A 15055-nucleotide genomic window follows, 5' to 3' on the forward strand; every position below is an offset into this window, starting at 1 on the left:
AGTTCACACGGAGAAACTTAACCATATTTTTGTGTTTGAATCAACAGGTCTTGATAAGTACCTGCTTCTGTTTCATTTCCCATTTCTTTATAAAGATGTGCTACTGCTTGAATTGCTTTGGTGTTTTGTGGATGTAACTCCATCTCCCATTTATAACAATCAATTGCTTGTTCCACTTGATCTAAAGATGCGTATAATTCACCCAGTTTATCTTGGTGATCCGGATCATCTTGTAATTTTTCCATTGTATGAATAGTTTGTTCAATAAGAAAGAGCTCATTACTCTCATGAAAAGCGCGGAACCATTGGTTAATTTCTTCAAAGGAATAAGTAGATAAAAATGCTTTTATAAATGGCGTAATCGCTTTTTCTAGTTGATTTTTCGTTATGGATTGCCGTAAAGTTGCAAACTTTTCTTTTGATTGGTGAAAGTATTGGATTAATTGTGACCGATCGGTGTGATTTAAATGATCGATAATTTTATCCATTTCTGTTTGAGTTGGTAAGTAGTTCTGTTCAAGTAAAAAGGAAACTACTTCATTGTGATGGGAAGAACCAATTAATCGTCCTGTAAGTTCTTTTTCTATTATAGGATGAGGTTGGTCGCGGTATAGATCGGATAATACAATTATTTGTGCTTCGTTATTCCACGTTTGAATCGTAGCTTGTAACTGCTGCCAATGCGTTTCATTAAATTGTTGTTTTAATAAATAGAGAAGCACCATGATGGCATCGATGTGTCGATTTTTTTGATCGTAGAACATTAATAGGTTTTCGTGATAGATCCCATCTTGTAGATGTCGGAAGCAAATATCTTCAAAATAGACTGGATCTTTTTCCATAATTATATCTAGAGTTTGGTAAGCTTCATTATATTTTTGGAACTCCATTTTACCAATTAGATCGTTGGCAAAAGTATTCTGAGCATCTACTTCTTTAAGCAGATACAACGCTTGTAATGCTTTGCGCATTTTACCATTTCTTCTGAAATCATAATATGTTTTTTTAATTAATTTTGGTATGGAACCTGCCGTAGTGAAAGAATCAAAAAAAGATAGGATAAGCGCAGTTTCAAGTGGAGGATAGTGCTGTTGTAACTTTTTAAATAACTGATTGAATCTTGTCATGGATAGGGTTTGTTGACCAATTAGCTTATTTACTAATGGATGATCGCCAGGCAAGGAAATGCCATTTGTGATCGCCCGTTGGACGTGAGAATGACGTTTCATATGTGTAGGCTTTACAACATTAATAAATTGATCTTGATAGAAAACAACATAATAGTAATTATTTCGTTTATCCATTGCTTCTATCACTTTACTTTGTTGGTAAAGATGTAGCTGTAAGACGTTTGCTTGTATTGTTTTTTTCTGAGAAGTGATTGTTAGTTCCATGAAAAAAACCCCCCTTAATCGTTACTAACATCATAACACATCATACGAAAAAAAGAGAATCTATGCTTTGATAGCTGAAAAATTGATTAAAAGGTTTATTAGCATCTTTTTTACTTGTAAAATCAAATTAAAATCTGATATAATGACAAGCAATTAGTACCTACTACTAAATTGTATGAAATCATACAAATAAAGAAGGGTGAAAAAATGAAACGAGAAGATCTGATAGCTCCAGAAAAGTACAATATTGTTATGGAAATGGAGAAGTATGCAAAGGATCCGAATAAGACTGCGCTCATATGGCAAGATGATGCTGGACGCGAAAAACAAGTAACTTATCAACAATTGATATACAATGCAAACAAAATCGGTAACATTTTTTTAGAAAAAGGCTTGCAAAAAGGTGATAAAATCCTTGTGATGATGCCTCGATTAATTGAAACGTATGAAGTATACCTTGCAGCATTAAAAACAGGTATTATCATTATTCCTAGTTCGGAAATGCTACGAACAAAAGATTTACAATATCGTATAACCCACGGGGAAGCGAAAGCGGTTGTTAGTTATTATCCATTTGTCGAGCAATTTAGTGAAATCGAACAAATAGACACGTTAGAGAAATTCACTGTTGGCGCGAAAGTAGAAGATTGGAATTTCTTAGATCAAACGAAAGAAGAAGCATCAAATGAGCTCGCAATCGCAGATACAACGCGTGATGATCTTGCCTTCTTACCTTATACATCAGGAACCACTGGAAATCCTAAAGGTGTTATGCACACACATGCGTGGGGATATGCGCATTTAAAAACGGCGCCAGCAAACTGGTTAAGTATTAGTGAAGGGGATATCGTTTGGGCAACGGCTGCTCCAGGTTGGCAAAAATGGGTATGGAGCCCATTATTATCAGTTCTAGGTTCCGGAGCAACTGGCTTTGTTTATAATGGTAAATTCGATCCGAAGAAATATCTACAATTATTACAAGATCAACAAATTAATGTATTGTGTTGTACCCCGACAGAATACCGTTTAATGGCAAAAGTAGATAATTTAACGGACTATCAGCTTCCTGCATTACACAGTGCAGTATCCGCTGGTGAACCGTTGAACCGAGAAGTAATTGATACCTTCCAACGCCATTTTGATATCACTGTTCGTGATGGCTATGGTCAAACAGAGAGTACCTTGTTACTAGGTTTCTTAAAAGGAATGAAAGTGAAAGCTGGTTCGATGGGGAAACCTACACCAGGAAATGAAGTGGTGTTAATTGATGAAGATTGCAATCCAGTCCCAGTTGGAACGGTTGGAGACATTGCGATTCCATTAGATACACCAGCTTTGTTTAAAGGTTATTATAAAGATGAAGAGCGAATGAAAAAAGCCCATCGTGGCAAGTATTTTGTAACAGGAGATCAAGCTACACTTGATGAAGAAGGTTACTTCTGGTTTGAAGGGCGCAACGATGATATTATCGTTAGCTCTGGTTATACGATTGGACCATTTGAAGTAGAAGATGCGCTGGTGAAGCATCCAGCTGTTAAAGAATGTGCGGTTGTCGCAAGTCCAGATGAAATTCGTGGGAATGTCGTAAAAGCGTATGTTGTTTTACAAGAAAACATTGATGCAACTGATCCGACTTTAGTTAAAACGTTACAGACACACGTGAAACAAATGACGGCTCCTTATAAATATCCACGTAAGATTGAATTTACAGAAGAATTACCGAAGACAGCTTCAGGTAAAATTCGTCGTATTGAGTTGCGTCAGCGTGAGAGACAGATGATATAACAAGAAAGGAAGAGGCATTAAGCCTCTTCCTTTTTCTTTATATTTCGCACAGACTTCATTCGTTTCACTAATTTAAAGTAGTTACGTTTACTAAAACTCCATACATTACTTGCTAAGCGAATAATTTCTTCTTTTTTATACTGATAAAGCACAATGCTAATCAAACATACTTCACAAATCACAAACACCCATATTGCAATTTGAAGTCCAATAAAAAAGTGGGAAGTGTGCTGCAAAAAAGTGTAGAGAAACCAACCGAAGACAGCCAGGGCATAAGCAGATAACTGCATGACACTAGCAACAATAACATTTGCATAAAGACCGATCGTCGTTGTCTTCATGGCGTAGTGAATATAGAAGTAACTAACAAAAAGAGTAGCCAACAAAATAAAACTATAAAACACGTAACCTATGATCATATAAATCCCTCCTCGCTAACTAGTATGGTAAATTACTAGAGTTTTCATACGCTTAAGGAATAAAAATAATTATAGTCAGTATATGTTATGTCTTTATTTGATATGAGAGCGAATAGCAATACCCCAGTTATCCTTTTGATGCCTAAGTAAACGTTTGATGTTTAAAAACTGCATATGCAAGGAAGAATCCCTAACGTAAACAGTATTGAAAGGCGCTTATATCAGTATAGAAAGAGCAATTTGGATTTTTTATCAGAAGTGAAAAGCAAAATACTTGAAAGTCAAAGAAGGTCAGATTATAATGAAGTCAAAGGTCAAAGATAGTCAGAGAAAATCTTGACCAATTAAACTAAACTCAATGAACAATTGAAGGAGGAAATAAATATGAAATGTCAACATTGTGGCATTCGCCCAGCTAACATTAATGTAACCCTTCGATATAATGGTGAAACCCAACAATTGCACGTTTGTGAAACTTGTTTTAAAGAGATACAACAAAATGCAGCAAATCCATCAGGTATGTTTGGTGGACAAAGTCAAGGACCTCAAGGTTTCCAAGACTTCTTTGCAGGCGCAAATGCGAATGGAGCAGAACAACAAGGCAACCAAAAAGAAGGTTTACTCGATGAACTTGGCAGTAACTTATCACACGCAGCTAAAGCGGGTATCATTGATCCAGTAATTGGCCGTGAAAAAGAAGTAAAACGAGTGATTGAAACATTAAATAGAAGAAATAAAAATAACCCAGTATTAATTGGAGAGCCAGGTGTTGGTAAGACAGCTATCGCTGAAGGACTAGCCCTGAAAATTGCTGAAGGAAATGTACCATCTAAATTACTGGATAAAGAAATTTATCTATTAGATGTCGCTTCCTTAGTAGCAAACACTGGTATTCGTGGACAATTTGAAGAACGCATGAAACAACTCGTAGCTGAAATGAAAAACCGTAAAAACGTCATCCTATTTGTCGATGAAGTTCATTTACTAGTTGGTGCAGGTACAGCAGAAAGCTCTCAAATGGATGCAGGAAACATCTTGAAACCTGCCTTAGCACGCGGAGAATTACAATTAATTGGTGCGACAACATTGAAAGAATACCGTCAAATCGAAAAAGACGCAGCGCTTGAACGTCGTTTCCAACCAATCATGGTAAAAGAACCAAGTGAGGAAGAAGCCGTACAAATTTTACAAGGTTTGCAAGAGCGCTATGAAGCTTATCATAACGTCTCTTACACACCTGAAGCAATTGACGGTGCAGTAACTTTATCTAAACGTTATTTACAAGATCGTTTCTTGCCAGATAAAGCAATTGATTTAATGGATGAAGCAGGCTCGCGATTGAATCTAGCACATGCAGAATCAGATAAAGAAACATTGCAACAACGCTTAGATGAAATTGCTAAAGAAAAACAAGCAGCAGCAGAAAAAGAAGATTATGAACGAGCTGCGAACCTAAGACATCAAGAATTATTACTAGAGAAAAAAATAAACGATTCAACGGAACAAGCAAAAGCAGAAGTAACTGTGGAAGACATTCAATTAATTATTGAAGAAAAGACAGGTATTCCCGTTCGAAAAATTCAAGCAGATGAACAATCTAAAATGCAACATCTTGCTAGCAACTTAAGTAAGAAAGTAATTGGACAAGACATGGCTGTCGAAAAAGTAGCAAAAGCAGTACGTAGAAGCCGTGCTGGATTAAAATCTAAATATCGTCCAATTGGTTCATTCTTATTCGTTGGTCCAACTGGTGTTGGTAAAACCGAATTAACCAAAGCATTAGCCGAAGAACTATTTGGTACAAAAGATTCACTTATCCGTCTAGACATGAGTGAGTACATGGAAAAACATGCCGTTTCTAAAATTATCGGTTCACCACCAGGATATGTCGGACATGAAGAAGCAGGTCAATTAACAGAACGGGTTCGTCGCAATCCTTACAGCTTGATTCTGTTAGATGAAATTGAAAAAGCACATCCAGATGTACAGCATATGTTCCTACAAATCATGGAAGACGGTCAATTAACTGACAGCCATGGAAGAACAGTAAGCTTCAAAGATACTGTTATTATTATGACAAGTAATGCAGGCACTGGCGTGAAAAATATCAGTGTAGGTTTCACTAGCGACAATAACGAAGCAGTATCTACACTAGAATCACTAAGCGATTACTTTAAACCAGAATTCCTAAACCGTTTCGACGCGATCATTCCATTCAATGAACTACACGAACAAGATCTCGTTGAAATTGTCGACATTATGCTAGACGAACTAGGAGACAATGTCGAAGAACAAGGTTATACCATCACTGTTTCGAATGAAGCCAAACACTTCTTAGCAAACAAAGGGTATGATCCAAAATTCGGCGCACGTCCATTACGTCGTGTCATCCAAAATACCGTAGAAGACGGCATCACTGACCTATTATTAGAAGACGATCAAGTCGTCGACATTCAGGTTGAATTACTTGATGATCACATTGAAGTGAAAAAAGCATAATTGAAGAATAATGAAATAAAAAGAGAAGCTACATCCGCAAAGGGTGTAGCTTTTTTTGCTTTATGTTGATCACTAAGTGTTGCGTTGGCAAGGTGATTTTAACTGTAAGCAGGTTATAAGTTGAAATTCTGGCATGTAAGGGCATTGATTTCGGCTTTAAATGAATCATAAGGTAAAATCCTGAGATGAGAGGTTCCTGATTTCGGCTTAAAACAGATAATAAGATGAAATCATGAAGAGTTGTGTCGTTGATTTCATGTTTAAATGAATCATAAGGTAAAATCCTGGGATGAGAGGTTCCTGATTTCAGCCTAAAACAGATAATAAGGTGAAATCATGAAGCTTTGTGTTGTTGATTTCACCTTTAAATGAATCATAAGGTGAAATCCTGGGATGAGAGGTTCCTGATTTCGGCTTAAAACAGATAATAAGATGAAATCATGAAGAGTTGTGTCGTTGATTTCATGTTTAAATGAATCATAAGGTAAAATCCTGGGATGAGAGGTTCCTGATTTCAGCTTAAAACAGATAATAAGATGAAAACGCAATCAGTTGAGGCCTAGATATCAATGAACAAACTTTATTAAGGAAAAACTCCAAGCAAGTAGTTTTATAAATGATCGAAGTGAAAGGTATCAGAGAAATTAAAGGTGTTCTCATTTTTTGAAAATCGTAGTAAAGAGAAATATGCTATTTTAACAACTTCAGTCGATTACTTTTCTTTCCGGTAAGTCATTTATTTTTTAAAATTGACACTGTTATCTAATATATCTGCAAATATCATTTTTGTCGATATTTGAATAAACGATTTACCTATGGCTTGTTTCAATAAATTAATTTGATGGTCACTAATAAAAAATATGTTGCTTCAAGTTTCGATTAATCCTCTCTTTTGCATCTTAAACAATTGCAATTCTAGACAAATAAATTGATTAATTACATTGGATAAACATAGAAATGTTTACTTCTATTTTTTAAAACAATTCATCATAAAAAAATTATTTTTACTAAACCTATGCCTAATTATTACGTCATTTTCATGCTAGGGGAGGTAGGTTTTAGTGAGAAGTTTGCGACATTATGTTGTATTTACGATATTATTTTTCGCTTTTCACCCAACCTGTATTAGTGCTGAGGAAACGGTGATGCGTGTTCATTTTATCAATGTGGGACAAGGGGATAGTATCTTGATCCAAACCCCGAATGAAGAGAATATCCTTATCGATGGCGGCCCACCAGCAGCAGGGGAGAAGGTGAAGACATATTTAAAAAATCAGGGAGTAAAAACATTAGATTTAGTCATAGCTACCCATCCAGATATCGACCATATCGGAGGGCTTCTGTCCGTAATTAATCAAATTCCGATAAAAGAAGTTTGGGATAGTGGGAAATTTTATTATACGCGAACCTATCATCAGTATTTCCGTGATCTGAAAAAGAAATATATACCGATTCATATTGCGGAACTCCATGAGGTAAAGGCATTGGCGGATAATATTTCGCTTATTGTACTAAATGCCAATTCCATCTTGAAAACCAATAATCAGTCGTCATTGGCCATGCAACTAACCTATGGAGAAGTGGATTTTTTATTAATGAGTGACGTGGAAAAAAAACAAGAAATAAAAATTATGCAACGTACGGATGTCGATGCTGAAATTATTAAAGTCGCGCATCACGGATCAGATACCTCAAGTTCGTTTGCTTTTTTACAAGCGGTTGACCCAGAGGTTGCAATACTTTCGTATGGAAAAGATAATACATATGGTCATCCAACCCTTGCAACAGTCAATAATTTATTGCGTTCTGGGGCAACAATTTATTCCACCGCCAAAGCAGGTGATATCGTCATAACAACAGATGGAGAGGATTATACGATCTCCAATACGGGAATAGACAGAGTGTTGATAAAACCAATTCGATAATTTCTGTTATAATATAGAAATAATGAAGAGAGAAAAAAATAAGGGAGGTCATTCTTGTGCAACTGGATTCACGAGAATTTACTGAAAGAGTGGGTTGTGACACTGAATATGAAAAACTAAAGCGAGTAATTGTTTGTTCGCCACGTTATATGAGAATAGGAAAAATCATTAATGAGACACAGAAACACTATAAATCAGAAAATATCGATGTGGATATTGCCATGAAACAGCACGAGACATTTGTTCAAACCTTAAAAAGTTATCAAGTAGAAGTAGTTGAAATGACACCTCATCAAGATTTATACGAACAAGTTTTCACAAGAGATATAGGTTTTTGTATTGGGAAAAACTTATATACGGCAAATATGGGGCAAAAAATCCGCGTACCAGAAGTCCAACAATTGGAGACATACTTAAACAATGGAGCAATCACTTACCATTCTATCGATACAAACTCCATTGAAGGTGGTGATGTGATTGTTGATGGTCAAACCATTTGGATTGGAATTAGTGACAGAACAAGTAAGAAAGCAGTAGAAAAATTACAAGAACAATTACCGAATTATCAAATCAACCCATTACCGATTGATGAACACATTCTGCATTTAGACTGCGCCTTTAACTGTATTGCACCGAATATGGTGTTAGTCTATCCAAAAGCATTCGCTGAGAAAGAATTAGAAAAAATTCGTCAGCACTACGAATACATTATCGAAGTATCAGAAGATGAAGCCTTTACATTAGGTACCAATGTTTTTATGTTGGATCATAAAACTGTTATAAGTTTACCAGAAAATCAGCAAGTCAATCAGCAATTACGTGCGCACGATTTTTATGTAATAGAGGTACCTTTTAATGAAATTATCAAATCAGGTGGTTCTTTCAGATGCTGTACGTTACCTGTACTTAGAGAAAATAGCTAATCTCATAAAGTAATAAGTAAAGAGTGGACACCAGAAGAATTGGTTGTCCACTTTTTTATGGAAAAAATAAGTAGGGGGTGGGTTCCCTTTTTGCTAACTAAAACCGATCATCGACGGTTTTGGGAGAAGATCAGCCGGAATAATCAGCGTTTCACACAAAATTTTAAAATAAATTTTAAAATAACTTGACGTGGTGATCTTTTGGTTGTATGGTTAGTTACATAAGTAATTAACCAATTAAGTGAGTTGATCATATGAAATTAGATGATAGTAGACCGATCTTTCAACAAATTAAAGAGTACATTGAAGATATGATTATCAATGAGACATTGGCAATCGAAGAACGTGTTCCGTCAACTAATGAATTTGCTAAGTATTATAAGATTAATCCTGCGACAGCTGCTAAAGGGATTAATGAATTAGTAGACGAAGGCATTATTTACAAAAAAAGAGGTGTTGGGATGTTTGTAACGGAGCAGGCAAAAGAAATCGTGTTTCAAAAACGAAAGTCAGCATTCGTAACCAATTATATTACGCCAATGAAACAAGAAGCCGCAAAACTAGGACTTTCTTATGAAGACCTCGTGGAAATGGTTACCAAGGAGGAAGAACATAATGAAAATTGAAGTTATCAATCTTTCGAAACGATACGGGAAAAAGACAGCACTTCAAAATCTTAATTTCCTTATAGAAGAGCCTAAGATTTATGGGTTGCTTGGAAAGAACGGTGCAGGAAAGACAACGTTTATGGAATTGTTATCTGGTTTAATGCGAGCTTCATCAGGAGAACTTTTAGTAGATGGCGTGACACCTTTTGATAATCAACGTATGATGGAAAACATTTGTTTTGTAGGAGAAGCAAATAATTTTAAAAAAGAACTTAAAGTAAAACATGTGTTGAATATAAATCGGTTATTTTACCCAACTTGGGATCACTCTCTAGCAGAAGAGCTAATTGCTAATTTTAATCTAGACATGGATACAAAAGTGAAAGCTCTATCAAAAGGAATGGAATCTGCCCTTGGTATTGTTGTTGGTCTAGCATCAAAAGCAGCTATTACGATTTTCGATGAACCATATATCGGACTAGATGCCTCCAGTCGTTCTTATTTCTATGAATTATTGATTGAACATTACGATAAATATCCGCGCACAATTATCTTATCTACGCACTTAATTGATGAGGTGAGTGCATTATTTGAAGAAGTGATTATCTTAGAAAACGGTCAATTATTATTAAAAGAAGAAGCAGAAACGTTACGTGAATCGTGTTTTTCCATTTCAGGAGAGCGTCAAAAAATCAACAATTTTACAGCTGAGAAAAAAGTGATTTATCAAAAAGATTTTATGAATGAACGAACGGTTGTCTTACTGGAAGAGGATCGAACAACAATTGAAAATGCAGGATTTTCAATCCATACCGTATCACTTCAGGATTTAATTGTCTATTTAACAGATAAAAAAAGGGAGGTTAAACAATGAAGCGTCAATTAAAAGCCATGTTATATTTTTTTGGAACGGATATGCGGCACCCATTTACAATTTTTTGGTGTATTTTATCGGCAGTTATCGTGTTGGGTTTGATAGCAGCATATTTCCTACTTAATCGAATAGACGGAGCAGATTTTTATTTTGGTATTTCTATAAGTGTGTATATCTTTGCTTCCATATTTGGTTTTAAATCAGTCAAAGAAAACTTACCTTATACGTTGAAATTAGGTGGCACCAGGAAAAATTATTTTGTGGGAATTGGAGCTTACTTTACGCTTGTTGCTATCATTACAGCTTTAATGGAAACTGTCGCCCATCAGCTAGTAACATGGATAACCAATCTGTTAACCCTAGATACATTTTATTTAATTCATCCAGCGACATTGTTAGATTTGCAACATTCATTTTGGGGCCGGTTTCTTGTAGATGGCGTTATTCTCATTTTTTGTCTCATTTCCTCTTATCTGTTAGCTTTAATTTTCTATAAGTATCATCTAATAGTTGGCTTATCAATCATAGGAGCACTGTTCTTGACATCTTTAATTATGATGGCGAATGGATCATTACCGGATTTAATAAGCGAATTAGTAATCAATGCAGCATTATCTCAATATGGGATTTTATTTATAATAACAGTGGTGTGTTATCTGTTGACATGGCCGATACTTCGAAATATTTCAACCAAATCGGTAAGAGAATAATATGCATAAGGAATCCTCTACCTTGAGGATTCCTTATTTTTTATCAAGACCTTCCCCATCAATAAATGCATAACATATTTGTGGAACCGGAAGATAGAAAAATTGATTCTGGATAATATCGAGGCTTTTGCTAAATATAAGAGTAGTAAACATAGACGGAGGAACGTAAAGTATGGAATGGCAATTTATTTGGAAAGCATTCGTCATGATTCTGTCAGGCTTCATCTTGTTACGATTATCTGGTAGAAAATCAATTGCCCAAATGACTGTAACCACAACGATTGTCATGATTTCTATTGGTACCATCATTGTGCAACCAATCATTGAAACAAGCGTACTTAAAACATTTATTACCATCATTATCTTTATCTTGGTATTAATGTTTTTTGAATATATACAAGTGAAGTCTAGCAGGATTGAAAAAATTATCACAGGGGAGGCAATCCCCGTCATTCAAGAAGGAACGTTATTAACCAATAATTTAAAAAAAGTTCGCATGACTGTCGATAAATTAGAGATGCAACTCCGTCAACAAGGAATTTCTAATATGAAAGATATTAAGAATGCCACAATTGAGGCGAATGGCAGAATTGGCTATGAATTAATGCCAGATGCAAAACCTTTAACTGTAGGTGAATTTAAAAAATTGATGGGTATGACATTTACAACACCATCATCACTTACGAACCAATCTGGTGATTTATTTTATGAAGTCAATGAAAAAAAGCACCGTACACCAAATGATCCGAAATTAGATTAAAGCAAAGAGGGTGGGACAAAAGAGTAAATGAACAGGAAAAATCCGAACATTAAAGTGTGAAAATGTAACGCTTTGGCAAAATGCTTCGCTTTCCACGGGCACAGCCTCAGCTAACTGTGTGAAGAAAAGCGCTTCACACAGTTAGCTGAGGCTTGTGCTTTTCCCGCAGGAGTCTACGTATTTTGCCTACGCTTCGTTCACATTGTTCGGATTCGGCTTCTGCTAATTTTGTTTTGTCCCGCCCTCATCCTAAGCTACCTCTTTTTTTTGAAAGATAACATAAGCTACTATAAGTAGTATCAAACTACTTCCAACCGTGATAAAAGATGTGCCCCATAATGCGTTTGGTACAGATCCAGTTTGTAACATTTCACGAATATGTGAACTTAAGCTGTTAGGAAACCAAGTTAATACGTGTGAAAAAATATTGTAAATCGAAAACATAAGCAATAATGTTCCTATTGTTGAACCTAACACCACACCAGATGATTTAAACAGACAACTAAAGAATACAGTGATAGTAAGGACTAGAACGAACCATAAGCCATAAAAGCCAATTGTTTGTACCAGCGCACTAAAAGCAATGTTTCCAAACAATAAATTTACATAATACCAACTTGCAAATAACCCAATAATGTAAGACGTTAACACCAATGTCAATTTAGCAGCCCATTTACTAGAAATATATGTTGCGTAATGAACCGGTTTGACCAAAATGAGTTCGGCAACCCCACTCTTGCGTTCGCCAGCAATAAGTCCCATTGTAATGAAAATAATTACTAATACCCCAAACATACTAAACTCACTTAAGCTCATCATGAGCGCATCAGTAGGGTTCACCTCTGGAATTTCGACAGACGCTCCTTCTGGAAGACCGCCGACATTGTCTATAATAATCGGTAAATAGTAAGAGGTGATCGGGTCCATAATAGCAAGAATGATAAATACGATCGGTACCCATATCCAACTAAAATTACGCCAGTATTCTAACATTTCTTTACGGTAGATTGTACGCCATTGCATTACTGCTTCACCACCTTCATAAATAAATCTTCTAGCGAAGTTCTGCTAACTTCAAATTTGGTAAGCGGGTATTGATTGGTCGTAACTATATTTAATAATTCGTCCCTTGCTTGTTCCGTGTCTTCCACAATACATACGAGTTCCTCTCGTTCAATAAAGCAATCCGCTATGCCAGGCAATCCTTTTAAAATATCAACATAATTTTGATTTAATTCATGGAATGAAAGATTAATCTTGGCTGTTTGATGTTTATTACGAAGTTCGTGTAGAGAGCCAGACTCTACAATTTTCCCTTGATGCATAAGCAACAATCCATCGCTAATCTCTTCGGCATCACTTAAAATGTGTGTAGAAAATAGAATCGTCGTTTGTTGTTTAAGCTCTTCCATTAAGGTTAAAACTTCTCTACGACCAATAGGATCTAAAGATGATACAGGTTCATCGAGCATAATCATTGTGGGTTGATGAATCATTGCTTGGGCGATACCTAGTCGTTGTTTCATGCCACCAGAATATTTACCAATACGTTGATTCTTGGCTTCAGGAATTCCAACCCGTTCTAAAAAATAATCAGCACGATCTAACGCATTCGCTTTCGTTAAATTCGCAAGCTGCCCGACGTAAACTAGAAATTCCTTGCCCGTCATCCATGAATGAAACACAGGATACTGAGGCAGATAGCCAATATGCTCACGTCTATCTGCATTAGGTTTCATTCCTTCCAATTCAATCGAGCCATTACTAGGTTTCAACAAACCAGCCAACATACGTAATGTTGTTGTTTTTCCTGCACCATTGGCACCTAGTAATGCAACACAGTTTCCAGGTTCTAATGTGAAAGAAATATCATTTACGACAGGTGAGTTACCAAAAGTTTTGGTTAAATGCTTTACATTAAACATGATCGTTATTGTTGCCTCCTTCCAAAAATAAAAAATAATATCGGGCCGATGATTTGTATTAATAAAATAATAACAAGCCATAACCAACGAGGGCCATTGGTTTCATCTGTTTTGAACCATGCGATAAGTGCAACAATCGCAAGAACTGCTTCTAGAATGATTAATGGCGCTAAAAGCGAAAAGACATTCACCTATATTCACCTCCTGCTTCCTTTTATTTGTTTACGAATTAGTAAGCAAAAAGATTCAAATATTGTAGTCATCAACAAAAATAGTTATAATGAAAACTACATAATAAATACGGGGCATTAGCTCAGCTGGGAGAGCGCTACACTGGCAGTGTAGAGGTCAGCGGTTCGATCCCGCTATGCTCCACTACCAAAAGTATTGATATAACAACATTCTGAGCAACTTGTTCGCAGTGTTGTTATTTTATTTTTATGGAAATGCCGACATTTTGCCGACTAATCGTTGTTTTTAGTTGTTATTTGTTCCTCTTTTTTGTTATCTAACATGATACTGTCCAATTTTTTTGTGGCGATTTCATCAGCTTGTCTTAGAACGTGAGCATATACATTCATCGTTGTTCGTATATCGGAATGGCCAAGTCTTTCTGAAATGATTTTAGCGTGCACACTTTCATTAATTAACAGTGTTGCCGACGTGTGACGTAAAGCGTGCAAATGGATGTATCTTAATCCGTTTCGATCTAAAAATCTTTTCCACCAGTTTTTAATGGTAGATGGATTATAAGGCTTTCCGTTAATATCACAAAGCAAGAACATATGATCATCGTTCCAATAGTTTGGTGATATATCTTTTTCGGCTTGCCTTATTTCCTGCAATTTTTTAATTGGCTCAATTAATGATTCAGATACCACGATTTTCCGAGCGTTGTGATTTTGGTTACCTTTTTTTATTTCATGCACTTGTAAACCTTCTGTTTTTGAATACGTGACAGCTTGTCTAACGTACAGTAGTTGGTTGTCGAAGTCGAAATGTTTAAATTCCAATCCGAGCAATTCTGATCTTCTAAGTCCCATCGTAATAGCAATCTTGATGATAATATTCCAATGGATAGGTGCTTTTTCTAAATGAAACAGTAACTTTCGTACTTCTTCTATTGTATAAACATCAATATCTTTATTTCTGAACTTAGGCTTATCCACACTATCGACAGGAGATTCGCTAATGATTTTCATCTTTTGAGCAAATCGAAATATATGACTTAAA

Annotated in this window: 14 protein-coding genes and 1 tRNA gene; 9 read left to right on the forward strand and 6 right to left on the reverse strand. The window is 35.8% G+C overall.

Annotation, left to right across the window (positions count from 1 at the left end; all coding sequences use genetic code 11):
* Positions 1-17 precede the first annotated feature (17 nt).
* Positions 18-1394 carry a tetratricopeptide repeat protein gene (locus tag DES48_RS11565; RefSeq protein WP_113869368.1) on the reverse strand — a complete coding sequence of 459 codons (1377 nt, stop codon included), beginning with the start codon at positions 1392-1394 and terminating at the stop codon, positions 18-20.
* 207 nt (positions 1395-1601) lie between these two features.
* On the opposite strand from DES48_RS11565, the gene mbcS reads away from it, so the two are divergent.
* Entirely contained in the window at positions 1602-3179 is a 1578-nt protein-coding gene (mbcS, locus tag DES48_RS11570) for an acyl-CoA synthetase MbcS (protein WP_079708808.1), read from the forward strand.
* Positions 3180-3196: 17 nt separating this feature from the next.
* Here the strand turns inward: mbcS and DES48_RS11575 are convergent, their stop codons facing one another.
* The gene (locus tag DES48_RS11575; RefSeq protein WP_113869370.1) at positions 3197-3598 is read right to left on the reverse strand and encodes a hypothetical protein; all 402 of its coding nucleotides are present in this window, start codon (positions 3596-3598) and stop codon (positions 3197-3199) included.
* 384 nt (positions 3599-3982) lie between these two features.
* Between DES48_RS11575 and DES48_RS11580 the strand changes: the two genes are divergently transcribed.
* From DES48_RS11580 to DES48_RS11610, 7 genes are all read left to right on the forward strand, one after another.
* Positions 3983-6097, forward strand: coding sequence for an ATP-dependent Clp protease ATP-binding subunit (locus DES48_RS11580; protein ID WP_113869372.1), 2115 nt, complete (start codon positions 3983-3985; stop codon positions 6095-6097).
* A gap of 1061 nt (positions 6098-7158) precedes the next feature.
* On the forward strand, positions 7159-8022 hold the full coding sequence (locus DES48_RS11585) for a ComEC/Rec2 family competence protein (RefSeq protein WP_113869374.1): 864 nt from the start codon (positions 7159-7161) through the stop codon (positions 8020-8022).
* Between the two features lie 56 nt (positions 8023-8078).
* Positions 8079-8945: a dimethylarginine dimethylaminohydrolase family protein gene (locus DES48_RS11590; protein WP_245911427.1), complete on the forward strand. Its 867-nt coding sequence runs from the start codon at positions 8079-8081 to the stop codon at positions 8943-8945.
* A 254-nt stretch (positions 8946-9199) separates the two neighbouring features.
* Positions 9200-9571 (forward strand): GntR family transcriptional regulator, encoded by a 372-nt coding sequence (locus DES48_RS11595; protein WP_113869376.1) that lies wholly within the window; start codon positions 9200-9202, stop codon positions 9569-9571.
* Positions 9561-10427, forward strand: a complete 867-nt coding sequence (locus DES48_RS11600) for an ABC transporter ATP-binding protein (RefSeq protein WP_113869378.1) — start codon at positions 9561-9563, stop codon at positions 10425-10427. Before DES48_RS11595 ends, DES48_RS11600 begins: the two co-directional genes overlap by 11 nt.
* Complete coding sequence (locus tag DES48_RS11605) at positions 10424-11137, forward strand: hypothetical protein (protein ID WP_113869380.1); 714 nt, start codon at positions 10424-10426, stop codon at positions 11135-11137. The genes DES48_RS11600 and DES48_RS11605 overlap by 4 nt, the downstream gene beginning before the upstream one ends.
* Before the next feature lie 172 nt (positions 11138-11309).
* Entirely contained in the window at positions 11310-11897 is a 588-nt protein-coding gene (locus DES48_RS11610) for a DUF421 domain-containing protein (RefSeq protein WP_113869381.1), read from the forward strand.
* A gap of 249 nt (positions 11898-12146) precedes the next feature.
* On the opposite strand, the gene DES48_RS11615 is transcribed toward DES48_RS11610, so the two are convergent.
* Genes DES48_RS11615 through DES48_RS11625 form a run of 3 tightly spaced genes read right to left on the reverse strand, consistent with a single transcriptional unit; the run spans position 12147 to position 14013 of the window.
* Positions 12147-12920, reverse strand: a complete 774-nt coding sequence (locus DES48_RS11615) for an ABC transporter permease (RefSeq protein WP_113869383.1) — start codon at positions 12918-12920, stop codon at positions 12147-12149.
* Positions 12920-13822: an ABC transporter ATP-binding protein gene (locus DES48_RS11620; protein WP_113869385.1), complete on the reverse strand. Its 903-nt coding sequence runs from the start codon at positions 13820-13822 to the stop codon at positions 12920-12922. The genes DES48_RS11615 and DES48_RS11620 overlap by 1 nt, the downstream gene beginning before the upstream one ends.
* Positions 13823-13827: 5 nt before the next feature.
* Complete coding sequence (locus tag DES48_RS11625; RefSeq protein WP_079708818.1) at positions 13828-14013, reverse strand: PLDc N-terminal domain-containing protein; 186 nt, start codon at positions 14011-14013, stop codon at positions 13828-13830.
* A gap of 111 nt (positions 14014-14124) precedes the next feature.
* Between DES48_RS11625 and DES48_RS11630 the strand changes: the two genes are divergently transcribed.
* Positions 14125-14197: transfer RNA gene (locus tag DES48_RS11630), tRNA-Ala, on the forward strand.
* Positions 14198-14286: 89 nt separating this feature from the next.
* Here DES48_RS11630 and DES48_RS11635 read toward each other — a convergent pair.
* Complete coding sequence (locus DES48_RS11635) at positions 14287-15024, reverse strand: tyrosine-type recombinase/integrase (protein WP_113869387.1); 738 nt, start codon at positions 15022-15024, stop codon at positions 14287-14289.
* Positions 15025-15055 lie beyond the last annotated feature (31 nt).

The sequence above is a fragment of the Paraliobacillus ryukyuensis genome (assembly GCF_003315295.1).
GTDB classification, from domain to species: domain Bacteria; phylum Bacillota; class Bacilli; order Bacillales; family Amphibacillaceae; genus Paraliobacillus; species Paraliobacillus ryukyuensis.

Bases quoted from the DNA above. Each gene is read 5' to 3' on its own strand.
- DES48_RS11620 (WP_113869385.1), bottom strand. From the start codon at position 13,822: ATGTTTAATGTAAAGCATTTAACCAAAACTTTTGGTAACTCACCTGTC.
- DES48_RS11575 (WP_113869370.1), bottom strand. From the start codon at position 3,598: ATGATCATAGGTTACGTGTTTTATAGTTTTATTTTGTTGGCTACTCTT.
- mbcS (WP_079708808.1), top strand. From the start codon at position 1,602: ATGAAACGAGAAGATCTGATAGCTCCAGAAAAGTACAATATTGTTATG.
- DES48_RS11605 (WP_113869380.1), top strand. From the start codon at position 10,424: ATGAAGCGTCAATTAAAAGCCATGTTATATTTTTTTGGAACGGATATG.
- DES48_RS11565 (WP_113869368.1), bottom strand. From the start codon at position 1,394: ATGGAACTAACAATCACTTCTCAGAAAAAAACAATACAAGCAAACGTC.
- DES48_RS11635 (WP_113869387.1), bottom strand. From the start codon at position 15,024: ATGAAAATCATTAGCGAATCTCCTGTCGATAGTGTGGATAAGCCTAAG.
- DES48_RS11610 (WP_113869381.1), top strand. From the start codon at position 11,310: ATGGAATGGCAATTTATTTGGAAAGCATTCGTCATGATTCTGTCAGGC.
- DES48_RS11600 (WP_113869378.1), top strand. From the start codon at position 9,561: ATGAAAATTGAAGTTATCAATCTTTCGAAACGATACGGGAAAAAGACA.
- DES48_RS11615 (WP_113869383.1), bottom strand. From the start codon at position 12,920: ATGCAATGGCGTACAATCTACCGTAAAGAAATGTTAGAATACTGGCGT.
- DES48_RS11595 (WP_113869376.1), top strand. From the start codon at position 9,200: ATGAAATTAGATGATAGTAGACCGATCTTTCAACAAATTAAAGAGTAC.
- DES48_RS11580 (WP_113869372.1), top strand. From the start codon at position 3,983: ATGAAATGTCAACATTGTGGCATTCGCCCAGCTAACATTAATGTAACC.